Source organism: Vreelandella halophytica (assembly GCF_968193635.1).
In genome coordinates, this window is record NZ_OZ309107.1 from 2,027,803 (window position 1) to 2,053,277 (window position 25,475).

23 protein-coding genes are annotated in these 25,475 nt (G+C 60.3%); 2 read left to right on the forward strand and 21 right to left on the reverse strand.

Annotated elements, in window-relative coordinates; genetic code table 11:
• Nucleotides 1-92: 92 nt before the first annotated feature.
• The 6 genes from ACWHXT_RS09525 to ACWHXT_RS09550 all read right to left on the reverse strand — a co-directional run bounded on the left by ACWHXT_RS09525 (nucleotide 93) and on the right by ACWHXT_RS09550 (nucleotide 7,098).
• Nucleotides 93-869 carry an ABC transporter permease gene (locus ACWHXT_RS09525; protein ID WP_447955671.1) on the reverse strand — a complete coding sequence of 259 codons (777 nt, stop codon included), beginning with the start codon at nucleotides 867-869 and terminating at the stop codon, nucleotides 93-95.
• The gene (locus ACWHXT_RS09530; RefSeq protein WP_447955672.1) at nucleotides 856-1,824 is read right to left on the reverse strand and encodes an ABC transporter ATP-binding protein; all 969 of its coding nucleotides are present in this window, start codon (nucleotides 1,822-1,824) and stop codon (nucleotides 856-858) included. Before ACWHXT_RS09530 ends, ACWHXT_RS09525 begins: the two co-directional genes overlap by 14 nt.
• Entirely contained in the window at nucleotides 1,821-3,005 is a 1,185-nt protein-coding gene (locus ACWHXT_RS09535; RefSeq protein WP_447955673.1) for an ABC transporter permease, read from the reverse strand. The genes ACWHXT_RS09530 and ACWHXT_RS09535 overlap by 4 nt, the downstream gene beginning before the upstream one ends.
• Before the next feature lie 15 nt (nucleotides 3,006-3,020).
• Nucleotides 3,021-3,929, reverse strand: a complete 909-nt coding sequence (gene osmF / locus ACWHXT_RS09540; protein WP_447955674.1) for a glycine betaine ABC transporter substrate-binding protein OsmF — start codon at nucleotides 3,927-3,929, stop codon at nucleotides 3,021-3,023.
• Nucleotides 3,930-4,014: 85 nt separating this feature from the next.
• Entirely contained in the window at nucleotides 4,015-5,409 is a 1,395-nt protein-coding gene (gene cysS, locus ACWHXT_RS09545; protein ID WP_447955675.1) for a cysteine--tRNA ligase, read from the reverse strand.
• A 9-nt stretch (nucleotides 5,410-5,418) separates the two neighbouring features.
• Complete coding sequence (locus tag ACWHXT_RS09550) at nucleotides 5,419-7,098, reverse strand: glutamine--tRNA ligase/YqeY domain fusion protein (protein WP_447955676.1); 1,680 nt, start codon at nucleotides 7,096-7,098, stop codon at nucleotides 5,419-5,421.
• 201 nt (nucleotides 7,099-7,299) lie between these two features.
• On the opposite strand from ACWHXT_RS09550, the gene ACWHXT_RS09555 reads away from it, so the two are divergent.
• Entirely contained in the window at nucleotides 7,300-7,797 is a 498-nt protein-coding gene (locus ACWHXT_RS09555; protein WP_447926141.1) for a peptidylprolyl isomerase, read from the forward strand.
• Between the two features lie 13 nt (nucleotides 7,798-7,810).
• Nucleotides 7,811-8,590, forward strand: coding sequence for a UDP-2,3-diacylglucosamine diphosphatase (locus ACWHXT_RS09560; RefSeq protein WP_447926142.1), 780 nt, complete (start codon nucleotides 7,811-7,813; stop codon nucleotides 8,588-8,590).
• 75 nt (nucleotides 8,591-8,665) lie between these two features.
• On the opposite strand, the gene ACWHXT_RS09565 is transcribed toward ACWHXT_RS09560, so the two are convergent.
• The 15 genes from ACWHXT_RS09565 to thrS all read right to left on the reverse strand — a co-directional run bounded on the left by ACWHXT_RS09565 (nucleotide 8,666) and on the right by thrS (nucleotide 25,368).
• The gene (locus ACWHXT_RS09565; RefSeq protein ID WP_447955677.1) at nucleotides 8,666-10,486 is read right to left on the reverse strand and encodes a SurA N-terminal domain-containing protein; all 1,821 of its coding nucleotides are present in this window, start codon (nucleotides 10,484-10,486) and stop codon (nucleotides 8,666-8,668) included.
• A gap of 112 nt (nucleotides 10,487-10,598) precedes the next feature.
• The gene (locus ACWHXT_RS09570; RefSeq protein ID WP_447528952.1) at nucleotides 10,599-10,871 is read right to left on the reverse strand and encodes an HU family DNA-binding protein; all 273 of its coding nucleotides are present in this window, start codon (nucleotides 10,869-10,871) and stop codon (nucleotides 10,599-10,601) included.
• A 186-nt stretch (nucleotides 10,872-11,057) separates the two neighbouring features.
• The gene (gene lon, locus ACWHXT_RS09575; protein ID WP_447528953.1) at nucleotides 11,058-13,478 is read right to left on the reverse strand and encodes an endopeptidase La; all 2,421 of its coding nucleotides are present in this window, start codon (nucleotides 13,476-13,478) and stop codon (nucleotides 11,058-11,060) included.
• A gap of 225 nt (nucleotides 13,479-13,703) precedes the next feature.
• Nucleotides 13,704-14,984 carry an ATP-dependent Clp protease ATP-binding subunit ClpX gene (gene clpX, locus ACWHXT_RS09580; RefSeq protein WP_447955678.1) on the reverse strand — a complete coding sequence of 427 codons (1,281 nt, stop codon included), beginning with the start codon at nucleotides 14,982-14,984 and terminating at the stop codon, nucleotides 13,704-13,706.
• A 75-nt stretch (nucleotides 14,985-15,059) separates the two neighbouring features.
• Nucleotides 15,060-15,677, reverse strand: coding sequence for an ATP-dependent Clp endopeptidase proteolytic subunit ClpP (gene clpP, locus ACWHXT_RS09585; RefSeq protein ID WP_447893495.1), 618 nt, complete (start codon nucleotides 15,675-15,677; stop codon nucleotides 15,060-15,062).
• 60 nt (nucleotides 15,678-15,737) lie between these two features.
• Entirely contained in the window at nucleotides 15,738-17,081 is a 1,344-nt protein-coding gene (gene tig / locus ACWHXT_RS09590) for a trigger factor (RefSeq protein ID WP_447926145.1), read from the reverse strand.
• A gap of 159 nt (nucleotides 17,082-17,240) precedes the next feature.
• Nucleotides 17,241-17,609, reverse strand: coding sequence for a hypothetical protein (locus ACWHXT_RS09595; RefSeq protein ID WP_447955679.1), 369 nt, complete (start codon nucleotides 17,607-17,609; stop codon nucleotides 17,241-17,243).
• Nucleotides 17,610-18,071, reverse strand: coding sequence for a flavodoxin domain-containing protein (locus tag ACWHXT_RS09600; protein ID WP_447926147.1), 462 nt, complete (start codon nucleotides 18,069-18,071; stop codon nucleotides 17,610-17,612).
• 188 nt (nucleotides 18,072-18,259) lie between these two features.
• Entirely contained in the window at nucleotides 18,260-18,556 is a 297-nt protein-coding gene (ihfA, locus tag ACWHXT_RS09605; protein ID WP_447528959.1) for an integration host factor subunit alpha, read from the reverse strand.
• Nucleotides 18,557-18,613: 57 nt separating this feature from the next.
• Complete coding sequence (gene pheT, locus ACWHXT_RS09610; protein WP_447955680.1) at nucleotides 18,614-20,995, reverse strand: phenylalanine--tRNA ligase subunit beta; 2,382 nt, start codon at nucleotides 20,993-20,995, stop codon at nucleotides 18,614-18,616.
• 27 nt (nucleotides 20,996-21,022) lie between these two features.
• Entirely contained in the window at nucleotides 21,023-22,042 is a 1,020-nt protein-coding gene (pheS, locus tag ACWHXT_RS09615) for a phenylalanine--tRNA ligase subunit alpha (protein ID WP_447893499.1), read from the reverse strand.
• 183 nt (nucleotides 22,043-22,225) lie between these two features.
• On the reverse strand, nucleotides 22,226-22,579 hold the full coding sequence (rplT, locus tag ACWHXT_RS09620; protein WP_009097607.1) for a 50S ribosomal protein L20: 354 nt from the start codon (nucleotides 22,577-22,579) through the stop codon (nucleotides 22,226-22,228).
• A gap of 38 nt (nucleotides 22,580-22,617) precedes the next feature.
• The gene (gene rpmI / locus ACWHXT_RS09625) at nucleotides 22,618-22,812 is read right to left on the reverse strand and encodes a 50S ribosomal protein L35 (protein WP_252109805.1); all 195 of its coding nucleotides are present in this window, start codon (nucleotides 22,810-22,812) and stop codon (nucleotides 22,618-22,620) included.
• An 81-nt stretch (nucleotides 22,813-22,893) separates the two neighbouring features.
• Nucleotides 22,894-23,385 (reverse strand): translation initiation factor IF-3, encoded by a 492-nt coding sequence (gene infC / locus ACWHXT_RS09630; RefSeq protein ID WP_447926149.1) that lies wholly within the window; start codon nucleotides 23,383-23,385, stop codon nucleotides 22,894-22,896.
• A 60-nt stretch (nucleotides 23,386-23,445) separates the two neighbouring features.
• Nucleotides 23,446-25,368, reverse strand: coding sequence for a threonine--tRNA ligase (gene thrS, locus ACWHXT_RS09635; RefSeq protein ID WP_447926150.1), 1,923 nt, complete (start codon nucleotides 25,366-25,368; stop codon nucleotides 23,446-23,448).
• Between the last annotated feature and the right edge of the window lie 107 nt (nucleotides 25,369-25,475).

A 25,475-nucleotide genomic window follows, 5' to 3' on the forward strand; every position in this document is an offset into this window, starting at 1 on the left:
ACAAGGACAGTAACTCAGCAAAGCAACTTTAGGGATACAACTTAAGGCGGGGGTCCGGCGCCCTGGCAGACGCCGAATCAAACGCAGACGCCTTAGCCTGGCAAGCGCCGGCTCAGCGTCTGTTGGAAAAGATCGAAAAGGCTATCGACGGTCAGCGCCAGCAACGCAATCAAAAGAGCGCCCTGCAGCACGTAGGCCATATTGTTATTGACGATACCGGAGATGATCGGGTCGCCCAGGTTGCTCGCGCCCACCGTGGCGCCCAGCGCCGCCGTGGCGATATTGATGGTGATGGAGGTGCGCACCCCGGCCAAAATCACCGGAGCGGCCAGCGGCAGCTCCACGCGCCAAAGGATCTGGCGCGGCGTCATGCCCATGGCGTACGCCGCCTCTTTGGTGTTGGCATCGACACTTTGAAGCCCGGCCAGGGTATTGCGCACAATCGGCAGCAGCCCGTAAAGCATCAGCGCGACGATGATCGCCGGTGTACCAAAGCCCAGCACCGGTACGGCAAGCGCGAGCACAGCGACCGGCGGAAAGGTCTGGCCCAGGGAAGCCAGCTGCCCGGCCAGGGGAAGAAAATCGCGCCCGCGCGCACGGGTCACGCCGATACCGGCGAGAATACCGATGCACACGGTCACCACGCCCGCTACGCCGACCACCAACAGATGGCGCCCGAGCAGATCCACGAAGCTCGCCCGCGAGTAGATCACTTGACGGGCGCCGGGCTCGACCCAACGGAAAAGAGCCTCGAAATAGGCCATGCCAAACACGCCAAGCGCGAGCAGCAGTGCCCAGCCTAGCGGGATAAGCCAGCGTTTCGACAACGCCGTGCGATGAGCGGCAGACGCGGCGCTATTGACCTGCACGATAGCCTCCCCCGTCGGCGCGGGCCTCTTTGATCAACCGGCGCAGCGAGAGTTCGCCGATGGGCATGTCGTTTGCGTCCACCACGGTGAGCCGGTCACTGTGATCGCGCAGCATCATCGAAAGGCCCTGGCGCAGCGTAAAGTCCGCCGGAATGCGCGAGTGGGCGGGAATCGACGAGCCCAGCGAGGTCATGTGATCCCGTACCCGACTCAAAGCGGCCTGCTTGAGCCCGCGCTCGATGCCGCCTAAAAGTGACTCCACGAACGGGTCATTGGGGTGTTGTAAAAGCGCCAGCGGGCTTCCCTGCTGCACGATATGGCCGTCGCGCATGACCACCAGGTGGTCGGCGAGCTTGAGCGCTTCGTCCATGTCGTGGGTGACGAATACGACGGTCTTGTGCAGCTTGGCTTGCAGTCTTGCCAGCTCGTCCTGGAGCTTTTCCCGAGTGAGTGGATCCAGCGCCCCGAAGGGCTCGTCCATCAGCAAAATATCCGGGTCGGCGGCAAGCGCCCGGGCAACGCCCACCCGCTGGGCCTGCCCGCCGGAGAGCTGATGGGGGTATTTGTCCGCGAACTCGCCCGTGGGCAAACCCAGGATACCCATCAACTCCTCGACCCGAGCGCTCACCTGGTCCGCCGGCCACTTGAGCAGCCGCGGTACCAGGCCGATATTGCGCGCCACGCTCCAGTGGGGAAAAAGCCCGGTGCTTTGAATTACGTAGCCGATGCGCCGCCTCAGCTTGACCGCGTCGAAACTCTCGACGGCTTGGCCGTCCAGCAGAATCTCGCCGTCGCTGTGAGGGATCAACCGGTTGATCATACGAAGGGTGGTCGATTTACCGCACCCGGAGGTGCCCACCAGCGCGCACAACTTACCCGTGGGAATGCTCAAGGAGATAGCGTCGACCGCGGTCGTATCGCCAAAGCGCTTGGAGACGTTTTTAAGCTCGATCATGGCTGTCCTCCGTGACGGGTTATGTCGGCGAGCGCGCCAAGCCCGGCGTCGGCGATCAATGCCATGACGACGATCGGCAGCGCCCCGAGCAGGACCATATCCATGGCCGCCTGCCCCAGGCCCTGAAAGATGAACGTACCAAGCCCCCCGGCGCCGATCAGCGCGGCCACCGCCGTTAGCCCCACCGCCTGCACGGTAGTGATGCGTACGCCTTCCAGCAGCACCGGCAGCGCCAGCGGAAAGCGCACCTGCCAAAACCGCTGGCTCGAGCGCATGCCCATGGCCGTAGCGGCCTCCAGCGTATCCGGGCGCACCGCGCCCAGAGCGATGTAGGTGTTGCGCACGATCGGCAGCAGGCTATAGGCGATCAGCGCGATCAGCGCCGGCGTGTTGCCAATACCGCTCACCCCCAGGTTGCCCAAAAAGGCCACATTGGCCCCCAGCCAGGCAAGCGGGGCCAGCAGCAGACCAAAAAGCGCCAGACTCGGTACGGTTTGAAAAAAATTGAGCAGCGCGAAGCCGACTTTTTGCGCCCGGGCGAAGCGGCGCATCAATAGCGCAAGCGCCAACCCCAGCACGATACTCACGCCGACCGCGCTTGCCACCAGCACGACATGCTGGGTAAGCGCACTGAAAAACGCCCCCTGGCGCGAGCGAAACTCCTGCACCAAGGCAAGCTCGCCCAGCCAATACCGCGCGCAGAGCCACCAGACCACCGCCACGCCCACCAGCAGCGCGGTGGTGGCAAGGCGCTTGATACCCAGGCGCAGACGAAGCTCCACCAGGCAGAGCAACAAGACGAACAGAAGCGTCCAGTACGCCGCACCGATCCCCAGGCGGGCCTGGGCGATGTCCGGGTCGATCAGAAAATGGCCCGCGACCATCAACCCGAAGGGCAGCAGCAACAGCATCAAAACGACCAGCAGCAGCATCGCCTGATAATTGACGCGGTTAGGCTTGAGCGCCAGGGCCCCCAGCGCTACCAGCAGCAGGGTAATGAGTACTGCCCCGGTCCTCCCCAGCGCTTCAATCAGCCCAAACGAGGTGCCGGGCACGATACGGTTGGGAGCGACGCTTACCACGCCCAGTAGCCACACCGCGGCGAGCATGGCACCGACCAGGGCCACCAGAACGATGTTGGGCGCTAACTGGCTACCACGAATGTCGAGAAAAGCCGCCATCCTCCTCGGCATCGATTAATCGCCCAGGCTATCGAGGTAGTCACTGGCGACCTGGTCCGGCGACAAGCCGTTGACCGCTACGTCGGCGTTGAGACGCTGTAACGTCTCGAGGTCCAGCGTCTCGAACACCGCGTCCAGGTGCTCTTCCATGGCCGGGTACGTAGCCAGCACGCTTTCACGCACCACCGGCGCGGGCTGATAGATCGGCTGCACACCCTTGGTGTCCTCGAGCACGACCAGCCCCAGGGCGTTGAGACCGCCGTCGGTGCCGTAGGTCATGGCCGCGTTAACGCCGCTGGTTTGCTGGGCGGCGGCGCGCATGGTCGCCGCGGTGTTACCGCCGGAAAGCACCAGCAGTTGATCGGCTCCCAGCTCGAAACCATACGCCTGCTGGAACGCGGGCAGCGCCTGCTCGGACTCGACGAACTCGGCGCTTCCGGCAAACTTGAAATCGCCGCCCTGCTCCAGGTATTCGGCCAGGTCGTCGAGGGTGACCAGCTCGTTTTCCTCGGCGACATCGCCGCGCACGCTGATCGCCCAGGTATTGTTGGCGCTGGCAGGGCGTAGCCAGACAAGCCCCTGCTCGGCGTCGCGCTCCCGCACGGCCTCATAGGCCTTGTCGGCGTCGTTCCAAACGGGGCTATCGGTCATATCGAAAAAGAACGCACCGTTACCGGTATATTCCGGGTAGAGGTCGATCTCGCCGGCGAGAAGGGCGTTGCGCACCACGCTGGTAGCGCCCAACTGTAGACGGCTCTGGGTGGGGATGCCTTCGCGCTCCAGGGTCTGGATGATCAGCTCGCCCAGCACCGCGCCTTCGGTATCGATTTTAGACGACACGATAACGGGGTCGGCGGCGTGGCTATGGCTTGCAGCGAAGGTAAGGGCCAAGCCGGCCAGTGCGGGTTTTACCATGGAGCGCATTGTCATCATCCTTTATTCAAGTGGCTCATCAAAGCGTTAAGTATAGGTGGCGTGCCGTCAAGCGCCACACCCTGACACTTGCGGATCAAAGGGCCTCGACCATCCAGGTGGTGCCTTCACGGGAGTCCTTGAGCACGATACCGCTGGCGGCGAGCTCATCGCGAATAGCGTCGGCCTGGGCGAAGTTCTTGTTGGCCTTGGCCGCCTGGCGCGCGGCGATCTTCTCTTCGATCTCGGCTTCGCTGATCGCGGCCTGAGCGGTGCCCTTGAGAAAGGCCTGGGGGGGCTGCTGCAAAAGCCCCAGCACCCCGCCCAAACGCACGAGCTCAGAGGCCAAGCGCGGGGCCATCGCAGGCGTTTCGGCTTTCGCGCGGTTGAGCTCGCGGGCCAGATCGAACAGCACCGCCAGCGCCTCGGGCGTATTGAAGTCGTCGTCCATGACGCTTTTGAAGCGGGCGTCGAACTCGCTTGCATCCGCCTCTTCGCTTGCCCCCTTTTCGAGCTCGACGCCGTCGAGCGCGGTATAAAAACGGATCAGCGATTTGCGCGCCTCGATCAGGGAACCCACCGAGTAGTTGATTGCGCTGCGGTAGTGGCTGGCGACCAGCAGATAGCGCACCACCTCCGGGTCGTGCTCGGTCAGCACGTCACGAATGGTGAAGAAGTTGCCCAATGACTTGGACATCTTCTCCTGGTCGACCCGGACGGCACCCGCGTGCATCCAGGTGTTGACGTAGGTCTGGCCGGTGGCCGCCTCACTTTGGGCGATCTCGTTTTCGTGATGGGGAAAGGTCAAATCCGGCCCGCCACCGTGAATGTCGAAGGTGTTGCCCAAACAGCACGTGGACATCGCCGAGCACTCGATGTGCCAGCCCGGGCGGCCGTTACCCCAGGGCGACGCCCAATGGGCCTCGCTGGGTTTGGCGGCTTTCCAGAGTACGAAATCGAGCGGGTCTTCCTTGTGGGTATCGACCTCGACCCGGCTGCCCGCGCGCATGTCGTCGAGCTGGCGGTTATTGAGCTTGCCGTAGCTTTCGAATTTGCGTACCCGGTAATAGACATCACCGTTATCCGCCCGGTAGGCAAAGCCCTTGTCGATCAGCGTCTCGATCATCGCGATGATGTCATCGATGTGGCCGGTAGCCCGCGGCTCGCGGCTCGGCGGGAGTACCCCCAGGCGCGCCTCGTCCTCGTGCATGGCGTCGATCATGCGCTCGGTGAGCGCGCTGATGGATTCACCGTTTTCATCGGCGCGCTTTAAAATCTTATCGTCGATGTCGGTGACGTTGCGCACGTAGTTGACGTCATACCCGCGCGCGCGCAGGTAGCGGCTGATGACATCGAACGCCACCATCACCCGGGCGTGGCCCAGGTGGCAGTAGTCGTAAACCGTCATACCACAGACGTACATGCTGACCCGCCCGGCCTTGAGGGGCGTGAACGCTTCCTTTTGGCGCGTCAGCGTATTGTAGATATACATAAACGCCCCTTAGCCTTTCTTCTGAATTTTCGCCCAGGTATCTTTCAGACCCACGGTGCGGTTGAAGACGAGCTTGTCCGGCGTAGAGAGGTGACGGTCGGCGCAGAAATAACCTACCCGCTCGAACTGAAAGCGCGACTCCGGGGAGGCGTTTGCCAGGCTCGGCTCGCCGATCGCCTGGCAAACGATTAGCGACGCCGGGTTCAGGTGGTCGAGGAAATCGGCGTCCTTGTCCCGGTCGGGCTGCTCGACCATGAAGAGGTTGTCGTACAAACGCACTTCCATGTTCACGCCGTGGACAGCGCTGACCCAGTGGATCACGCCCTTCACTTTGCGATCTTCCGGGTTCTTGCCCAGGGTGTCGAAATCCACCGAGCAGCGCAGCTCGATCACTTCACCGGCGGCGTCCTTGATCACCTCGTCACAGCGGATGACGTAGCTGTTGCGCAGGCGAACCTCTTTACCCGGCGCCAGGCGGAAGAACTTCTTGGGCGCATCCTCCATGAAGTCGTCCTGGTCGATATAAAGCTCGCGGGTCAGCGGCACTTTACGCACGGCCATGTCGTCGCGGGCGGGGTGGCCCGGCACGTCATAGGTCTCTTCGAAGCCTTCCTCGACGTTGGTCAGCACGACCTTCAGCGGTTTCAGTACGCACATGGCCCGCGGTGCGTTGTCTTCCAGGTCCGAGCGGATCGCGTGGGTCAGCATGGCGATATCGACCAGACCACCGTCGGCGCGGGTCACGCCGATCATCTCGCAGAACTTGCGGATCGATGCCGGCGTATAGCCGCGGCGGCGCATACCCGAAATGGTCGGCATACGCGGGTCGTCCCAGCCATCGACGATTTGTTCGTCGACCAGCAGCTTCAACTTACGCTTGGAGGTCAAGGTGTAGTTGAGGTTGAGCCTGGCGAACTCGATCTGGCGCGGCTTGTTGGGCACCGGCAGGTTGTTCAAGAACCACTCGTAAAGCGGGCGGTGATCCTCGAACTCCAGCGTGCAGATCGAGTGGGTCACGCCCTCCAGGGCATCCGACTGACCGTGGGTGAAATCATAGGACGGGTAGATCTTCCAGGCATCGCCGGTTTGGTGGTGGCTTGCATGGCGAATGCGGTAGAGAATCGGGTCGCGCAGGTTGATGTTCGGCGAGGCCATATCGATTTTGGCGCGCAGCACCTTCTCGCTTTCGCCGAACTCGCCCAGGCGCATGCGCTCGAGAAGATCCAGATTCTCTTCGGCGCTGCGTTCACGGTAAGGGCTCGGCCTTCCCGGTTCGGTCAACGTGCCGCGGTACTCGCGAATCTCGTCCGGGTTCAGGTCATCCACGTAGGCCTTGCCTTCACGAATCAGGTGCTGCGCCCAGGCGTAGAGCTGGTCGAAATAGTCGGATGCATAGCGCACCTCGCCGGCCCATTCGAACCCCAGCCATTCGACGTCTTCCTTGATGGCGTCGATATAGGCCTGCTCTTCCTTGGCCGGGTTGGTGTCGTCGAAACGTAAATGGCAGTCGCCCCCCAGGTCCTGGGCCAGCCCGAAGTTCAGACAAATCGATTTTGCATGGCCAATGTGCAGGAAACCGTTGGGCTCCGGCGGGAAACGGGTCACGATCTTGCTGACCTGCCCGCTGTCGATCTCGTCGCTTACCTGGTTGCGAATGAAGTTCGGCGCTTTGGTGGTCTCGTTGCTCATGGCGGTGTTGATAACCTCACAGTGGATGGCGTGCCGGCCGGCTGACGCCTAAGCTTCTAAAACCCGGATGACTAGACCCTAAGCATCTAGAATCCAAGCTAAAAGCCTTAGCGCTTCGCGGCGCCGGGCAAAACCGCTATTATAACGCGACGCCGATGCACAGCGCCAAGGCGAACGCTTTTATTCAATGGGAATTTATTCATGATCGTATTACAGACGAACTTTGGTGACATCACCGTCACGCTCGATTTCGAGAAAGCGCCCAAAACCGCCGCCAACTTCGAGCAGTACGTGCGCGACGGCTTTTATGACGGCACGCTGTTTCACCGCGTGATCGACGGCTTCATGGTCCAGGGTGGTGGCTTCGATCAGGATTTCGAGCAGAAACCGACCCGGGATACGATCGAGAACGAGGCCGATAACGGTCTGGAAAACAAAATCGGAACCCTGGCCATGGCGCGCACCCAGGACCCACACTCGGCTACCGCACAGTTTTTCATCAACGTGGGTAACAACAGCTTCCTGAACCACAGCGGCAAGAACCTGCAAGGCTGGGGCTATGCGGTATTTGGCGAAGTGACCGATGGTATGGACGTGGTCAACACCATCAAGGGCGTCAGCACCACACGCCGCGGTATGCACGCCGACGTGCCCGCGGAAGACGTGATCATCGAGCGCGCCTACGTTAAAGAAGATTGAGCCCGGGAGTCTTATGCGCACTCTGCTGGTAGCCGACACGCACCTAAGCGGCGATACCCCCGAGATCAATCAAGGGTTTTACCGTTACCTCGAACACACTGCCAGGGGCGCGCAGGCGCTCTATATACTGGGCGATCTGTTCGATGCCTGGATTGGCGACGATGTGTTGGATACGCCCCACCCGACCGCCGAGGTCGCTATTGAGGTCATCAAGCGCCTGCGCGCGCTGAGCGATGCGGGTACCGAGGTCTATTTTCAGCACGGCAACCGCGACTTTCTGCTCGGCGAGCGTTTTGTCAACGCTTGCGGGGCCACGCTCTTGCCCGAGGCACTGGAGACCGAGCTGCAGGGCTTACCGCTGGTGTTGCTGCATGGCGATAGCCTTTGCACCCAGGACGAGAGCTATATGGCGTTTCGCGCCCAGTCGCGAAACCCGCAGTGGCAGGCGCAAATTCTCGCCATGCCGTTGCAGGAGCGCCTGGCGCTTGCCAAAAAGCTGCGCCTCGAGTCGGGCAGTGCCAACGCCGGCAAGCATGAAGCCATCATGGATGTCACCCCGGCCGAGGTGACGGCACTGATGAGCCGTTACGGGGTATGCACCATGATTCATGGCCACACCCACCGCCCGATGGTGCACGAGCTCACCGTGGAAGAGGTACCCGCCAAGCGCTTCGTGCTGGGGGACTGGAGCACCGAGCACGGCTGGGACATCGTCATCGAACCCACCGAAGGCGCGCTCGCCGTTCCCGAACTTCGCCAGTTTCCGCTCGCATCACCCCCGCCTGGCGAGTGATTAAGGTATAAAAAAGGTATAAAAAAAGCCGACCCCAAGGGGTCGGCTTTTGCGTAACGCGCTTTTAATCGGCGCTTAGCGATCGATATCGGCGTCGTCTCTGAGCGAGGCGATCAGACCTTCGACGGCGGCCTGGGCGCGCAGCTGCTCGGAGATACGCGCGACGAAATCACTGGCCTCATCCCGCTCTTCGCTGCCGGCGATGACGTCGTCGAGCGCCACGACGCTGACGTTCGAGGGCATCGAAACGCTAGCGTAGCGGCTTTCGCCCTCTGCCGGGCGCGCCATGCGGAATACGCCATCCACCAGCGTTGCCGGTAATGCCGTGGGCCCCTGGCGGGAGACACCCTCTGCCTGCTGCCAGTCAATATCGACTTCTTCGCCGGCTTCGAGCGCGGCAATCAGGCGATCGGCCTCTTCCTGAAGCGCCTGCTGGCGCTGGGAGGCGGCCACGAACCCTTCGATGTCGTCGCGCACCTCTTCGACCGGCAGCAGCGTCGCCTCGCGGTGCTCCGCCACGCGCAGGACCATGCGGCGGTCGTCGTCGAGCTCGATGACCTGGCTGTTGTAGCCGTCTTGCAGCACATCGTCGGTGAACGCTTCGCTCATGACGCCGGGCTCGGAGAGCACGCCGGTGCCGCCGTCTCGGGTAATCCAGTCGGTCTGAAAGAGCGTCAGGCTCAGATCTTCTGCCACGCTTTGCAGGTCATCCGCCGCAAAGCTTTCGTCGATCAGGCGCTGCACCTGGCGGTTGAAGTCATCGCTGACCTCGTTGATCGCCGCCGTGTGCATGAGGGTTTCGCGCTGCTCTTCGAAAGACGGCCCCTCGATCTCGGTCACCTGTAAAACGTGGAAAGCGTCGCTCATTTCGACCGGCTCGGAGGTTTCGCCTTCGGCCAGGTTGAACGCGGCGTCGTCGAAGGCTTCGCCCATGATGCCGGGGGCGATGACGCCAAGGTCGCCACCCTGTTCGGCGCTGGCGGTGTCGTCGGAGTATTCCAGCGCCACGTCCTCGAAGGAGTCGCCCGCCTCGATCGCCGCCAGCGCCTGCTCGGCGCGCGTTTGGGCTTCATCGCGGCTGCGCTCGTCACCGTAGGTAATCATGATGTGCGACACGCGACGGTCGCTGGACTGACTCTGCGCGCGATAGGCCTCGCGCAGCGCTTCGTCGTCCACCTCGACATCGTCGGCCATCTCCTGGCGGTCGATGAGTACGTACTCGACTTGCACCTGTTCCGGGCGCTCGAAACGCTCCGGGTTGGCGTCGTAGTACGCCTGGACATCGTCGTCGGTGACGGTAGGCGCGAAGTCGATATCGCTTTGGTCGAGCATCACGTAGCGGAAGCTGCGCTGCTGATTTTGCAGCGCCAAAAGGCGTTCGCGCTCGTTGGGCAGCACGAAGTCACTCTGGGCGAGGCCCTGCTGGAGGTAGCGGCGCTTGAGATCGCCCTTCAGCTCTTCGCGAAACGCCACCGGCGTGTAGCCGGCCCGGCCAAGCTGGTTACGGAAGATATCCGCATTGAAACGGCCCTGCCCGTCCTGAAACTCAGGCAGGGTGATAATGATCTGATCCAACTGGTCGTCGGAGAGGTAAAAGCCACCCTCATCGGCATACTGACCCAGCAGTTTTTGCGTGATCAACTGGTCGATCACGTCGTTTCTAAGGGCACGCTCCTGCTCTGGTGGCACCTGACCCGAGCGTAGCGCACGCTGCACTTCAAGCTCTACCTGCTGGCGCATGATGGGCTCGCCGTTGACGCTTGCCACCTGGTTTGGGTCGCGGCCGAAGGCGCTGAATAGCGACTCCACGCCAAAAAGCGCCATGGCGGCCACCATGAGCCCAATAATGATTTTAGCGCCCCAGCTACGGGAGCCATTGCGAATACTTTGCAGCATGCTTGCCTCAGATCGTTACGGCCATTGATCGCGCCCAAAAAAGGGGCCTTAAAATAACATGGGCGCATCGCCGTAGCGATGCGCCCATTACGTTACAGCAAACGCGAGCCAATCAGTTGACGGCGTCTTTCAACGCTTTACCCGCTTTGAAATTGGGTACTTTGGCAGCGCTAATCTGAATCGGCTGGCCCGTTTGCGGGTTACGACCGGTGCGCGCAGCGCGCTCTTTAATGGCAAACGTACCAAAGCCTACCAGTGAAACGCTATCGCCTTTTTTGAGGCTATCGGTGACAGACTCGACCATGGCATCCAATGCGCGGGTTGCCGCTGCTTTCGGAATATCTGCAGACGCGGCAATAGCTTCAATCAGCTCGGACTTATTCACACTTCACCCCTTAAATGTTTCGAAAAAATGGCTCTGAACGGCGCGGTCACCGGCAGGTACAAGCTCAAAGCATAGCTGCGTTTTATAGCAATGCCTTGAAATACCTGTCAAGCGACCAACTTTCGAGCGCCGGGCCACCGGGCCCGGACGCCCCTTATCACTAAAAGCCTCTTCGGGCTTTGACGCTTAGTGTGTGCTGGCGACAGTACTGCCGTTAAACGACGGGTCGGCATTTTTGAGCGTTGCCGCCCCGCTGTCCGGCTCATCGGCTAGCGCCACTGCCAGCACATCATCTATCCACTGTACCGGACGAATATCAAGTGCGCCCTTGATGTTATCCGGTACTTCCTTGAGATCGCGGCGGTTTTCCTCAGGAATCAGGACGGTCTTTATACCACCCCGGCGCGCCGCCAGCAATTTCTCCTTCAATCCGCCAATGGGCATGACTTCCCCACGCAGATTGACCTCGCCGGTCATGGCGACATCGCAGCGCACCGGGCGATTGGTGTAGGCGGAGATCATGGCCGTCACCATAGCCACCCCGGCACTCGGGCCGTCCTTCGGGGTCGCGCCTTCCGGCACGTGAATGTGCAGGTCCTCGTTCTCGAACCGCTGTGGGTCGATACCGAACGACGCCGCCCGCGCTTTGACGACGGTATGGGCAGCGCTGACCGACTCTTTCATGACATCGCCAAGCGAGCCGGTCTTGTTGACACGGCCTTTACCCGGCGTCACCACCGATTCGATGTTGAGAATCTCACCCCCGACGGAGGTCCAGGCAAGCCCGGTGACGCGTCCTACCTGGTCTTCCTTTTCGGCCAAACCGTAGCTGTAGCGGCGAACACCGGCGTAGGTCTCGATATGCTCGGCCTTGAGCGTTTGCGGCGGCTCCTTGGCGTCTTTTTTCTTGCTCACCTCGGCTTCAACCCGCTCGCGCAGCACCTTGCGGCACACCTTGGCGATCTGACGCTCGAGCTCGCGCACGCCCGCTTCGCGGGTGTAGTAGCGCACAAGCTCCAGAAGCGCTTCCTCTTCCAGCGCCAGTTCCTCCGGCTTCAAGCCGTTGGCTTTTAGCTGCTTGGGGAGCAGGTAGCGCTTGGCAATCGCCAGCTTCTCGTCCTCGGTGTAACCGGGTAGCCGAATGATCTCCATACGATCCAGCAGCGGACCGGGGATATTCATCGAGTTCGCCGTACAAATGAACAGCGTCTCGGAGAGATCGTAGTCGAGCTCGAGGTAGTGGTCGCTGAAGCTGTTGTTCTGCTCCGGGTCGAGCACTTCCAGAAGCGCCGAGGATGGATCCCCCCGGTGATCCATACCGAGTTTGTCGACTTCGTCGAGCAAAAACAGCGGGTTTTTCACTTCCGCGCGGGTCATGCGCTGCATCAGCTTACCCGGTAGCGAGCCGATATAGGTGCGCCGATGGCCACGAATTTCGGACTCGTCGCGCACGCCACCAAGCGCCAGGCGCACGTACTTACGGTTGGTTGCCCGCGCGATGGACTGGCCAAGCGAGGTTTTACCCACCCCTGGTGGGCCTACCAGGCAAAGCACCGGTCCTTTCATCTTCTTGACCCGCTTTTGTACCGCCAGGTACTCGAGAATACGCGCCTTGACTTCTTCCAGGCCGTAATGGTCCTCGTCGAGCACCTCTTGCGCCTTGACCAGGTCGTGCTTGACCCGGGTGCGCTTTTTCCAGGGCACGGCGATCAGCCAGTCGAGGTAGGAGCGTACCACGGTGGCCTCGGCGGAGTTGGCCGCCATCATCTTGAGCTTGTTGAGCTCCTGAGTGGCTTTCTCAAAGGCCTCCTTGGGCATGCCCGAGTCCTTGATCGCCTGCTCGTACTTCTCGGTCTCGTTGGGCACATCATCGAGCTCACCCATCTCTTTCTGGATGGCCTTCATCTGCTCATTGAGGTAGTACTCGCGCTGGGTCTTCTCCATCTGCTCTTTGACCCGCGAGCGGATACGCTTTTCTACCTGCAGCAGGTCGATTTCGGACTCGATCAGCGCCATCAGGTGCTCGATACGATCGCGCACGCGATCCATCTCGAGAAGCTCCTGCTTGTCGCCGATCTTGAGCGACAAATGCGCGCAGATGGTATCCACGAGCCGGCTCGGGTCCTCGATGCCGGACAGCGAGTTCAAGACCTCGTTGGGCACCTTTTTGGAGAGCTTGACGTACTGCTCGAACTGATTCAGCAGCACGCGAACCAGCGCTTCCTGCTCACGGCTGGTCAGCGGTTCGCTATCCCGCGCCACCAGGTGCGCCTGGGTGTAGCCGGCCTCGTTCTCTTCGATGCTCACGACATCGGCACGGAAGTTACCTTCGATCAATACCTTGACCGTGCCATCGGGAAGCTTCAAAAGCTGCATGATGTCGGCAACGGTACCCATGGCGTAAAGGTCGTCGTTATCCGGCTCGTCCTGAGAGGCTTCACGCTGAGCCACCAACAGGACGCGCTTATCGGCTTCCATGGCCGCTTCGAGGGCATGGATGGATTTTTCCCGGCCCACAAACAGCGGAATCACCATTTGCGGGTAAACTACCACGTCGCGCAGCGGCAACATGGGTAAACACTGTGTCTGATCGGCGTTCTGCTGCATCGCAGACGTTCCTCAAAATCGGATAAGCGCTCGATAAAGCGTTACCACTTATAAGCGCTTAACAAGATGGAAGACGCGGCCTGGTAACGTCAGCCGCTGGATGGCAAGGACCCGGTCATCGGCCCACGGCGCGGCGCGGGCCAGCAGTGCCTGGACAACAACAAGGGGTCGCCTAGGCGACCCCTTGTATTGGCGCAAGCAGTACCTGGATCGAGCGCGGCCTTGTTAGCCGTCGGTCCCGTCAACGCGCGTCTCTTGCTGGTTGGAGTAGATCAATAGCGGCTGGCTTTCGCCTTCGATCACCGACTTATCGATCACCACCTTGCTGACATCCTCGAGCGAGGGAATCTCATACATGGTGTCCAGCAGTACCGATTCAAGAATCGAGCGAAGACCACGGGCACCGGTTTTACGCTCCATCGCCTTGGCGGCAACGGCGCGTAGTGCCTCCTCGCGGAATTCAAGCGTCACGCCTTCCATTTCGAAGAGTTTGGCGTACTGCTTGATCAGCGAGTTCTTGGGCTCGGTCAAAATCTGAATCAGCGCGTCTTCGGTAAGCTCAGTCAGCGTCGCGATTACCGGCAGGCGCCCTACGAACTCGGGGATTAGGCCAAATTTGACCAGATCTTCAGGCTCGACCTCAGAGAGAAGCTCACCCACGCCTTTAGCGCTTTCCTTGGTCTTCACGCTGGCGTTGAAGCCGATACCGCCCTTCTCGGAGCGGTCGCGAATGACCTTTTCAAGCCCTGCGAAAGCACCACCCACGATGAAGAGCATGTTGGCCGTGTTGACCTGCACGAACTCCTGCTGCGGATGCTTACGACCGCCCTGGGGCGGCACGGAGGCCGTGGTGCCTTCGATCAGCTTCAAAAGCGCCTGCTGAACACCCTCGCCGGAGACATCGCGCGTGATCGACGGGTTGTCCGACTTACGCGAGATCTTGTCGATTTCGTCGATGTAGACGATACCGCGCTCGGCTTTCTCGACGTCGTAATCACACTTTTGCAGCAGCTTCTGGATGATGTTTTCGACATCTTCACCCACGTAGCCCGCTTCGGTGAGCGTGGTGGCGTCAGCGATAGTGAACGGTACGTTCAACAGCCGTGCCATGGTTTCGGCCAGCAGCGTCTTACCGCTACCGGTCGGACCAATCAGCAGGATATTGGATTTACCCAGCTCCACATCGCTTTCACGTACTTCGGTCTTGAGACGCTTGTAGTGATTGTACACCGCGACAGATAGCACCATCTTGGCGCGGTCTTGCCCGATAACGTAGTCATCGAGGGTGTAGCGTATTTCGCGAGGCGTAGGCAGACGCTCCTCATCGCTCTCGGCATCGGCTTCGAGAACTTCCTCGCGAATGATGTCGTTACACAGATCGACACACTCATCGCAAATATATACGGACGGGCCGGCAATCAGCTTACGTACTTCGTTTTGGTTTTTGCCACAAAACGAGCAGTAAAGCAGTTTGCCACCTTCGTCCTTGCCTTTGCCGTCGGCCATTGGCGTACCTCTATCACTGCGGCGGCTCTCGCCGCCGGAAAAGCTCGTTGGAAAAGCGGGTATCCGTTTACGCTATCAGGATGTAGGCCGCTTATCCAGCACTGCGTCAATCAGCCCGTACTCTTTGGCCTGATCGGCGCTCATGAAGTTGTCGCGGTCGGTATCGCGCGCCACTTTCTCTAAATCCTGCCCGGTGTGGTGAGCCAGAATCTGATTGAGTTTCTCGCGAATGCCCAGAATTTCACGCGTGTGGATTTCGATATCCGACGCCTGACCCTGGTAGCCACCCAGCGGCTGGTGAATCATGACCCGCGAATTGGGCAGACAAAACCGCTTCTCCGGCGCACCGGCCGTTAGAAGCAGCGCACCCATGCTGGCCGCCTGGCCCACGCACACGGTGGAAACGTCGGGCTTGATGAACTGCATGGTGTCATAGATCGACATGCCTGCGGTTACCGACCCACCGGGTGAGTTGATGTAAAGATGGATATCTTTATCGGGATTTTCGGACTCCAGAAAGAGCATTTGCGCCACGATCAGGTTGGCCGAGTAATCCTCGACGGGCCCGACCAGAAAGATGACGCGCTCTTTTAGAAGACGCGAATAGATATCGTAGGATCTTTCCCCTTTGGCGCTTTGCTCAACCACCATGGGTACGAGACCACCGGCGTTTTGAATATCAAACTCACTCATTGGGTGATTCCTTGCGTCCGGTAAGGGAAAGGCGCGCGCAACACGCGCGCCCCAAACGGTTTAAGCGCTGGCGTTTTCCTCTTCTTCGCCACCCTCGCCCTGCTGCTGTGCCGCGGCCAGCGCCTGCTGGTAGGTCATTTCAACGTCGGTGACGTTGGCCTGTTCCAGAAGCTTATCGACCGCTTTCTCTTCAAGGATAGCGGATTTGACCTGGGTCTTGAGCTCGTCGTTACCCATGTAGTACTCGACCACTTCGGACGGGTCCTGGTACTGCTCGGCAAGCTCTTCCACTTTAGCCTTGATGGCCTCATCGTCGGCGTCCAGCTCGTGGGCCTTGATGACTTCGGCCAGCAGCAGACCCACCTGTACACGGCCCTTGGCCTGCTCTTCGAAGAGCTCGTTGGGCAGCTGGCTGACGTCGAAGTCTTCGCCAAGACCGAACTGCTGCGCGGCCTGGCGCTTCATGCCGTCGGTTTCCTGCTGAACCAGCGCGCTCGGCACGGAGATGTCGTTGGCGTTTTTCAACGCATCCAGCACCTGTTGCTTGACGCGGTTGTCGACCGCCTGGGCGGCTTCACGGGTCATGTTCTTTTTGATTTCGGCGCGGAACTTGCTCTCGTCGCCGTCTTCGACGCCGAAGCGCTCGAAGAATGCAGAATCGACCGGCGGCAGCTCCTGGCTGCTGACCTTGTGAACCTTGACCTTGAACGTGGCGTCTTTACCGGCCAGATGTTCGGCCTGGTAATCTTCCGGGAAGGTGACCGTCAGCGTCTTGTCGTCGCCGGCCTTGGCGCCGATCAACTGCTCTTCAAAACCCGGGATGAAGCTATTGGAGCCAATCACCAGCGTGTGGTTTTCGGCGCTGCCGCCTTCGAACGGCTCATCGCCCAGGTAGCCTTGGAAGTCGATGGTGACCTGGTCGCCATCTTCGGCCGCCTTGTCGGCTTCCTGGAATTCGGCGTTTTGCTTGCGCAGGGTTTCGATCATTTCATCGACGTCGGCTTCGCTGACGTCAACGACCGGGCGCTCGACCGCGGTGCCTTCGATCGAGTTCAGCTCGACCTGGGGGTAAACTTCCATGACCGCGACGAATTCGAAATCCTTGCCCGCTTCGTTGACCTTTGGCTCGATCTGCGGGTAGCCCGCCGGGTTCAGCCCTTCGTCGGTGATCGCGCGCACGTAACGCTCGCGCATGACTTCGCCAACGATTTCACTACGCACGCTGTCGCCGTAGCGCTGACGTACGACGTCCATGGGAACCCGGCCCTGGCGGAAACCGTTCAAGCGAACGTTTTTCGCGGTGTCTTTCAAGCGAGCGCTGACAGCCTCGTCGATGTCGGCCGCCGGCACCTGGATGGTAATGCGGCGTTCGATGGGGGAGGTCGTCTCGACAGAAACTTGCATGAATTGTCCTCTAGCGGCTGGGCATTATGTTGAGTGCGTATACATGTTCAAAGGGGCAATTCTAGAAACCCCGGCGCATAGTGGCAAGCACCATGCTCGCAAGATGGGGGCGCGGCGCGTAATTACAAGGGAGTTTCCGTTAAATTACCCGCGCCCTTCTCATTCGGTTGTCGTTCGTCGCCATCCAAGGCTTATCGCGTAAAGCAAAAGCCCGCAGGTCGCGGCGTGGGAGATAAACTCTTGCCAACTGAGCCAGTCGGTCATCAGCGCGTGCCAAACACCCATCACGACCGCGCCGGCCACCAACATGACGCCAAGGCGTTTGAGCAGCGCGGGCAGCTGCGCCCGGGCCTGGGCGCTCAGCAGCCGCCAGTTGACCACCGCCGCCCCGGCCACCAGCGCCAGGGCGATAAGTAAAAGGGTCTGGCGCGTCTCGAAACCACCGGCCATATAGCGTGGAATGACCGAAAGCATGACGATACAAAGACCAACCGCCACGCTTACCCGCTCTGGAGATCCGCGCTCCATTCAGGCGACCTTTAGCGCTTGGTCATCGATCCACTCTTCCACCCAGGGTAGCGCAGCGTCGTCGGCCATGAAGGTTTCCATGGCGTCCACTTCGAGGCGCTCGCCCAACCGCGTGGCCCCCAGATCTTCGAGCGTCGCATCCAGCGCGCGCCCGGCGCCGCAAAAGGTGTCGCCATACGAGCTATCGCCCAAGGCGATGAGGCCATAGCGCAGCGAGGTGAGCGCCGGCGACTGATCTTTCAACGCCCGCACGAAAGGCACGAAGTTACCCGGGTAGTCACCGCTGCCGGTCGTTGAGACACAGAAAAGCGCCAGGCTCTCCCCATTGGCGACATCCTCGACCGAGGGTTCTTCCTTGATGGCAACCGTGTAGCCCGCCGCTTCGAACAGCGGCTTGACCTGCTCGGCCACGTCGAGGGCGCCACCGTACATGGTGCCCACTAAAATATTGAGCTGAGGCATCATCGAACTCCCGACCAATACTTGATGAATTTGCTCAGATATTAACACGACTTGCGCGCTTTGCGCATACGCCCTACCCCGCGCCCTGAACGCGTATGGCGTAGCGGCGCACCGCGCATAAAAAAGCGCCCCTGGGAAGGGGCGCTTTTACGCCTGGCCGGCTTTAACCCCGTTTGGGTGTTAGGCGCTTAAGAGCTGGTGAAGTGCTCGACCTGCTGCTTGAGTTTCTGGCCAGGCCGGAACGTCACCACCCGGCGAGCGGATATCGGGATCTCCTCGCCGGTCTTGGGATTTCGCCCCGGGCGCTCGCGCTTGTCGCGCAGGTCGAAATTGCCAAAGCCCGAGAGCTTTACCTGCTCGTTTTCACGCAGGCAGGCTCGAATCTCTTCGAAAAACGTCTCTACCATCGCTTTTGCTTCCCGCTTGGACAGCGCAAGCTCGGTATGTAGATGTTCCGCAAGCTCCGCTTTGGTCAACGCGCCCATAACGCTTCTCCTTGTCGCAAACCCATTGCCAACAATGTCGGTCGCGGCCGTTTTTACTTAGCCACGAAGCTGTGCATTCAGCATGGCCTTGGCCTGCGCCACGATCGAATCCACCCGCTGATTGATTTCATCATCATTCAGCGTGCGCGATGGATGCTGCCAGGTCAAGCCCAAGGCAATACTCTTCTGCCCCGGCTCCACGCCTTTACCCGTGTAGACGTCGAAAAGCTTGAGGTCTTCGAGGTAATCACCGGCCTCGCGGCTGACACAATCCAGCAGAGCCTGCACCGGGGTTTGCTCGTCCAGGCTAAAGGCCAGGTCGCGGCGCACCTCGGGAAAACGTGACAAGGGTGCGAACGCAGGAATCACGCCTTCACTCAGCGCGTCCAGGCGCACTTCAAAGAGCACCGCCTCGGCTTTCAGCCCGAGATTGGCGCGCACTTTGGGGTGGAGCGTACCGATCCAGCCGGCGGGCTGGTCGTTATGGAAAAGCTGTGCGCTCTGCCCCGGGTGTAGCGCCGGGTGCGCGGCGGGCTCGAAGCGCCAGGCGCCTTCATTGCCGCCCATGGCCAGAAGGCTCTCCAGATCGCCTTTCAAGTCGAAAAAGTCGATCGGCGTTTTAGCACTGCTCCACCCTTCCACTTCGCGCGGGCCGCTGGCCAACGCGCCAATCATCGGCGTTTGGGTCAACGAATCCAGCTCGCCGTTGAACACAAGCCCGGTCTCGAAGAGCCTCACCCGGCTTTGCTGACGGTTGAGGTTGTGCTCCAACGCGCGAATCAAGCCTGGAAAGAGACTGACCCGCATGGCGGAAAGGTCCGCTGAAATGGGGTTGGCGAGCACCGGCGACACTGCATCTGGGAAGATAGCCGCCTGAAGCTCGGGTGCAACGAAACTGTAAGTAATCGCCTCCTGGTAACCCCGGGCCACCAGCTGGTTACGAAGCCTCGCCTGAGTGATTTTGGCCTCGTTGGCCGGACGCAGGGCAAGCCGCGCCGACGGGCGGCGCACCGGCAGGTTGTTATAGCCGTGGATCCTTGCGATCTCCTCGATCAGATCCTCTTCGATGGCGACATCGAAGCGCCAGCCAGGCACCGCCACCTGCCAGCCGTTGCTCGACCGCGTCGTCGCAAGCCCCAACCGGTCGAGGATGTCGGTGACGTCATCGTCGGGCAGCTCCTTGGAGAGCGCCTGAGCCAAGCGCGCGCGGCGAAGCTCAATGGTGCGCGGGGCAGGCAGATGTGCTTCGCTTTTCTCTTCGCACACGGGCCCGGGCTGGCCGCCGCAGATGTCGATCAACAGTTTGGTGGCGCGCTCGACCGCCTCGATGGTGAGCTGCGGGTCGACACCGCGCTCGAAACGGTGAGAGGCATCGGTATGAAGCCCGTAGGAGCGCGCTTGACCGGCCACCGCCAACTGGGTGAAGTAGGCGCCTTCCAGAAAAATGGTGCGCGTGTTGGCGCTCACGCCGGAGGACTCGCCGCCCATGACGCCGGCCATGGCCAGCGGCCCAGAGGCATCGGCGATCACCAGCGTGTCCGGACGCAGCGCGATATCCTGCCCATCGAGCAAGGTGAGGCGCTCGCCTTCGGCGGCCAGGCGCACTTCGATCCCCTCTTTCAGATTCGCCTGGTCGAAGGCGTGAAGCGGCTGACCGAGTTCGAGCATCACGTAGTTGGTCACGTCGACGGCGGCGTCGATAGAGCGCACGCCGCTGCGGCGCAGCCGCTCGACCATCCAAAGCGGCGTCTCGACGGACAGGTCGACGCCTTCGATAACCCGGGACACGTAGCGCGGGCACTGTTCGCCAGCCTCTACGCGCACCGGGAAACGGGTCTCGATGCTTGGCGCGACCGGGGAGATCTCCGGCGCCTGGACCGGTAGCCGGTTGAGCACCCCGACCTCCCGCGCAAGCCCTTTAACGCTCAGGCAGTCGCCGCGATTCGGCGTCAAGTCTACTTCGATGGTGGCGTCGTCTAGCCCCAGGTACTCACGGATACTAACCCCGACCGGGGCGCTGGCCGGTAGCACGAAGATACCATCGGAGGCCTCTTCCTCCAGGCCAAGTTCCGAGGCGGAGCAGATCATGCCGAAGGACTCGACGCCGCGCAGCTTGGCCTTTTTGATTTTGAAGTCACCGGGTAACAGCCCGCCGACCTGGGCAAACGGCACCCGCTGGCCTACGTCGACATTGTGCGCACCACAGACCACTTGCACCGGCGCGCCGGTGCCATCAATGACCTGGCAAACGTTGAGCTTGTCAGCGTCCGGATGGGGCGCCTTGGCCGTCACCTCGGCCACCACCACGCCTTCGAAAGCGGGCGCGACGGGTTCGACGGCGTCGACTTCGAGCCCTGCCATGGTGATCTGGTCGGCAAGCGCCTGGGTCGCAAGCTGCGGTGATACCCATTCACGCAGCCACTGTTCTGAAAATTTCATGCTCGTTCCTGTAGTCTGGCGGCGTGGTTAGGCAAACTGGCGCAAAAAGCGCAGATCGTTTTCGAAGAACAGCCGCAGGTCGTTGACGCCATAGCGCAGCATCGCCAGGCGCTCGGCGCCCATGCCGAAGGCAAAGCCGGTATAGCGCTCGGTGTCGATACCCGAGTGGCGAAACACTTCCGGGTGCACCATGCCGCAGCCCATCACCTCGAGCCAGCCGCTTTGCGAGCACACCCTACAGCCGTTTCCGCTGCACATCACGCACTGGATGTCGACCTCGGCGGAGGGCTCGGTGAACGGGAAGTAGGAGGGGCGAAAGCGCACAGAGAGATCATCGCGCTCGAAAAACGCCTGCAGAAAATCCTCGATGGTGCCCTTCAGGTCGGCAAAGCTTACGCCTTCGTCGACCAGCAGGCCTTCGACCTGATGAAACATCGGCGTATGGGTCAAATCCGAGTCGCTGCGATACACCCGCCCCGGGCAGACGATACGAATCGGCGGCGCACTCTCTTTCATGGTGCGTACCTGTACCGGCGAGGTATGGGTACGTAAAAGCCTTGTGGCGTCGAAGTAAAAGGTATCCGCCATGCCGCGCGCCGGATGGTGCGCCGGAATATTGAGCGCCTCGAAGTTGTGGTAGTCGTCTTCGATTTCCGGGCCCACGGCAACGTCATAGCCAATGCGGGTAAACAGCGCCTCGATACGTTCGAGCGTGCGCGTGACCGGATGCAAACCACCGCTCTGTTGGCCACGCCCGGGCAGCGTCACGTCGATTTTTTCCGCGGCCAAGCGCGCGTTCAGCGCTTCGCTTTCGAGCGCCTCGCGCCGGGTGTCGATCTCACCGGCCAGGGTTTGTTTGGCCTGGTTGATACGCTCGCCCGCGGCCGGACGCTCCTCGGCGGCGAGCTTACCCAGCCCTTTCAGCAGAGCGGTGACCTCGCCCTTCTTGCCCAGATAGCGAACTCGTAGCTCATCCAGTTCAGACACGCTCTGCGCGGCCTGAATGGCGTCGCGAGCCTCTGATACCAGCGTAGGCAGGTGATCCATCCGTTGTACTCCGAATTAAGCGGTTTTCATCCAATAAGGCGTCGCCAGAACGGGGCCTTACAAGCCATACATTGTCGATGACAAAATGTCGATGGCAAAAAAACAGGGGAAGAGCGGCTGCTCTTCCCCTGTATGGGTCACGCTGTGACCTCGTGATTTCAAACCATATACTGGCTTAAAACCTTATTGGGCAGCCTTGGCTTTTTCCACGATGGCAGCAAATGCCGCTTTTTCGTGAACCGCCAGATCGGCCAATACTTTACGGTCGATTTCGATACCGGCTTTCTTGAGGCCACCTACGAAGCGGCTGTAAGACATACCGTTGATGCGGGCACCGGCGTTGATACGCTGGATCCACAGGGCACGGAACTGACGCTTACGGTTACGGCGGTCGCGGTACGCGTACTGACCGGCCTTGATAACGGCCTGCTTGGCAACACGGAAAACACGCGAACGCGCTCCGTAATAACCTTTCGCTTGCTTCAGTACTTTCTTATGGCGACGACGGGCCACTACGCCACGCTTAACTCGGGTCATAACACACTCCTGACTTTAAAAAATTCTAAAAAAACGACTTACAGATTCGGCAGCATACGCTGGATCAACGGCTTGTCAGCAGAGTGAATCTGCTTCATGCCGCGCAGCTGACGCTTACGCTTGGTCGATTTTTTGGTCAGAATGTGGCTACGGAAAGACTGCTTGTGCTTGAAGCCGTTAGCGGTCTTTTTAAAGCGCTTGGCAGCGCCGCTGTTGCTTTTGATTTTCGGCATGAGAAAAACTCCGCTCGATGTTTTTTAGAAAACCCAAGGCCGGTCGGCGCCAGGCGCCGACCCGTTAACAACGCCTATGGATCACTTCTTCTTGGGGGCAAGAATCATGATCATCTGGCGGCCTTCCATTTTCGGGAAAGACTCCACCGTTCCGATCTCTTCGAGGTCAGCTGCGACCCGTTCCATCAGCTTGCGACCGATGTCCTGGTGCGCCATTTCGCGACCCCGAAAACGCAAAGTGACCTTGCCTTTGTCACCACTTTCCAGAAAGCGCGTCAGGTTTTTAAGCTTGACCTGATAATCGCCTTCGTCGGTGCCGGGCCGGAATTTAACTTCCTTGACCTGGATTTGCTTTTGCTTTTTCTTCTGAACAGCTTTTTGCTTTTTCGTCTCGAAAACAAATTTGCCGTAATCCATAATCTTACAGACGATGGGGTCGGCATTCGAAATTTGCACGAGATCCAAACCGGCAGCTTCCGCCCGCTCCAATGCTTCGGTGGTGGGCACAACGCCCAACTGCTCACCTTCGGCATCGATCAAACGGACTTCTTCTTCGGTAATTCGCTCGTTCATTGGGGGGCGTTTATCTGCTGGACGCCCGCGCTGGTTGCTTCGCTTGATTGCTCTGTCTCCTTAGGCAATTGACGATGTCGCCAGGGCTGCTCGCTCGGCTGTCACACGCTCGATGAACTCATCGACCGTCATCGTTCCGAGGTTTTCGCCGCTGCGAGTACGCACGGCCACTGAGTCAGCTTCGACTTCCTTATCTCCAACCACTAGAAGATAGGGAATTTTCTGTAACGTGTGTTCACGGATTTTAAAGCCGATCTTCTCGTTCCTCAAGTCCGCCTTGACGCGAAGACCGATTTTTTGCAGGCGTTTCTCCAATTCGAGCGAATAATCACGCTGTGAATCGGTGATATTCATCACGACTACCTGCTCGGGTGCCAGCCATAATGGCATAGCCCCGGCATAATGTTCAATCAGGATGCCGATGAAGCGCTCCATGGAGCCCACGATGGCCCGGTGCAACATGACCGGCGGCTTGCGCTCGCCCTCTTCGGTCACGTACTGCGCGCCCAGGCGCTCGGGCATCATGAAATCGACCTGCATGGTACCAACCTGCCACTCGCGGCCCAGGCAATCCTTCATGTGGTATTCGATCTTGGGGCCGTAGAAGGCGCCTTCGCCGGGGAGCTCCTGCCACTCGACATCGCAGGCCTTCAAGGCACCGCGTAGGGCGTCTTCCGCGCGATCCCAGACCTCGTCGCTGCCGATACGCTTTTCCGGACGCAGCGCGATCTTGATCGCGATATCCTCGAAACCGAAGTCCTGGTACACCTTGAGCGCCTGGCGGTGGAAGCTGGTCACCTCCGGCTCGACCTGGGCTTCGGTACAAAAGACGTGGCCGTCGTCCTGGGTAAAGGCGCGTACACGCATGATGCCATGCAGCGCACCGGAGGGCTCGTTCCGGTGACAGCCGCCGAACTCGCCAAAGCGTACCGGAAGCTCACGGTAGCTTCTAAGCCCGGAGTTGAATACCTGCACGTGGCCCGGGCAGTTCATCGGTTTCAAGGCGTATTCGCGCTTCTCGGACTCGGTGAAGAACATGCCGTCGGCGTAGTTGTCCCAATGCCCGGATTTTTTCCAGAGCGAGACGTCCATGATCTGGGGGCAGCGAATTTCCTGGTAGCCACCTTCTTGATAAACCCGGCGCATGTACTGCTCGACCTGCTGCCAAAGCGCCCAGCCGTTGGGGTGCCAGAACACCATACCGGGGGCCTCTTCCTGCATATGGAAGAGATCGAGACGGCGCGCAAGCTTACGGTGGTCGCGCTTCTCCGCTTCCTCGAGCCGCTTGAGATACGCCTTGAGCTGCTTCTTGTCACCCCAGGCCGTGCCGTAGATACGCGTCAGCATGGCGTTGGAGGCGTCCGCGCGCCAGTAGGCACCGGCCAGCTTGGTCAGCTTGAAGGCCTTTAGATGGCGCGTATTGGGCACGTGGGGCCCACGGCACATGTCCGTGTACTCTTCGTGATGGTAGAGCCTGATCTCGGCGCCTTCGGGAATATCGCGAATGATCTCCTGCTTGTAGGGCTCATCGCGGTGCAGGAAGGTGAGCATCGCCTTGTCGCGGTCCACGTACTCGCGCACCACGTCGTACTCCTGTTCGATCAGCGTCTGCATACGCTTTTCGATCGTTTCGAGATCTTCCGAGGAGACGGAGTGGCCAAAATCGATATCGTAATAGAAGCCGTTTTCGATTACCGGGCCAATCGCCATCTTGGCCTCGGGGTAGAGCTGCTTGACCGCATGCCCAATCAAATGCGCGGCGGAGTGGCGAATGATTTCGAGCCCCTCCTGATCCTTGGCAGTGATGATCGCCACCTCGGCATCGCGTTCGATCATATCGGCCGCGTCGACCAGTACACCGTCGATCTTTCCCGCGACGCACGCCTTGGCCAAACCAGGGCCTATCGACGCGGCGAGCTGCATAATGGAAAGCGGTTCATCAAAGGGTCGTTGGCTGCCGTCAGGCAGTGTCACAATGGGCATTCAAGTGTTCCTTGAGCGCAGTGGTGATCCATACCAGGGATCACGTTTCGCTATCAATGGCTTTGGGGGTGAAATCCTGCGCGCAGGCAAGGCCCCGGCCGTCTGGC

What these genes read in the sequence shown, in the direction of transcription:
- infC (WP_447926149.1), bottom strand. Translation starts at nt 23,385, where the DNA reads ATGAACGAGCGAATTACCGAAGAAGAAGTCCGTTTGATCGATGCCGAA.
- ACWHXT_RS09530 (WP_447955672.1), bottom strand. Translation starts at nt 1,824, where the DNA reads ATGATCGAGCTTAAAAACGTCTCCAAGCGCTTTGGCGATACGACCGCG.
- rplT (WP_009097607.1), bottom strand. Translation starts at nt 22,579, where the DNA reads ATGACCCGAGTTAAGCGTGGCGTAGTGGCCCGTCGTCGCCATAAGAAA.
- rpmI (WP_252109805.1), bottom strand. Translation starts at nt 22,812, where the DNA reads ATGCCGAAAATCAAAAGCAACAGCGGCGCTGCCAAGCGCTTTAAAAAG.
- clpX (WP_447955678.1), bottom strand. Translation starts at nt 14,984, where the DNA reads ATGGCCGACGGCAAAGGCAAGGACGAAGGTGGCAAACTGCTTTACTGC.
- osmF (WP_447955674.1), bottom strand. Translation starts at nt 3,929, where the DNA reads ATGCGCTCCATGGTAAAACCCGCACTGGCCGGCTTGGCCCTTACCTTC.
- clpP (WP_447893495.1), bottom strand. Translation starts at nt 15,677, where the DNA reads ATGAGTGAGTTTGATATTCAAAACGCCGGTGGTCTCGTACCCATGGTG.
- ACWHXT_RS09560 (WP_447926142.1), top strand. Translation starts at nt 7,811, where the DNA reads ATGCGCACTCTGCTGGTAGCCGACACGCACCTAAGCGGCGATACCCCC.
- ACWHXT_RS09595 (WP_447955679.1), bottom strand. Translation starts at nt 17,609, where the DNA reads ATGGAGCGCGGATCTCCAGAGCGGGTAAGCGTGGCGGTTGGTCTTTGT.
- ACWHXT_RS09565 (WP_447955677.1), bottom strand. Translation starts at nt 10,486, where the DNA reads ATGCTGCAAAGTATTCGCAATGGCTCCCGTAGCTGGGGCGCTAAAATC.
- lon (WP_447528953.1), bottom strand. Translation starts at nt 13,478, where the DNA reads ATGCAGCAGAACGCCGATCAGACACAGTGTTTACCCATGTTGCCGCTG.
- cysS (WP_447955675.1), bottom strand. Translation starts at nt 5,409, where the DNA reads ATGTATATCTACAATACGCTGACGCGCCAAAAGGAAGCGTTCACGCCC.
- ACWHXT_RS09555 (WP_447926141.1), top strand. Translation starts at nt 7,300, where the DNA reads ATGATCGTATTACAGACGAACTTTGGTGACATCACCGTCACGCTCGAT.
- pheT (WP_447955680.1), bottom strand. Translation starts at nt 20,995, where the DNA reads ATGAAATTTTCAGAACAGTGGCTGCGTGAATGGGTATCACCGCAGCTT.
- ihfA (WP_447528959.1), bottom strand. Translation starts at nt 18,556, where the DNA reads ATGGGCGCGTTGACCAAAGCGGAGCTTGCGGAACATCTACATACCGAG.
- ACWHXT_RS09600 (WP_447926147.1), bottom strand. Translation starts at nt 18,071, where the DNA reads ATGCCTCAGCTCAATATTTTAGTGGGCACCATGTACGGTGGCGCCCTC.
- ACWHXT_RS09550 (WP_447955676.1), bottom strand. Translation starts at nt 7,098, where the DNA reads ATGAGCAACGAGACCACCAAAGCGCCGAACTTCATTCGCAACCAGGTA.
- ACWHXT_RS09535 (WP_447955673.1), bottom strand. Translation starts at nt 3,005, where the DNA reads ATGGCGGCTTTTCTCGACATTCGTGGTAGCCAGTTAGCGCCCAACATC.
- tig (WP_447926145.1), bottom strand. Translation starts at nt 17,081, where the DNA reads ATGCAAGTTTCTGTCGAGACGACCTCCCCCATCGAACGCCGCATTACC.
- thrS (WP_447926150.1), bottom strand. Translation starts at nt 25,368, where the DNA reads ATGCCCATTGTGACACTGCCTGACGGCAGCCAACGACCCTTTGATGAA.
- pheS (WP_447893499.1), bottom strand. Translation starts at nt 22,042, where the DNA reads ATGGATCACCTGCCTACGCTGGTATCAGAGGCTCGCGACGCCATTCAG.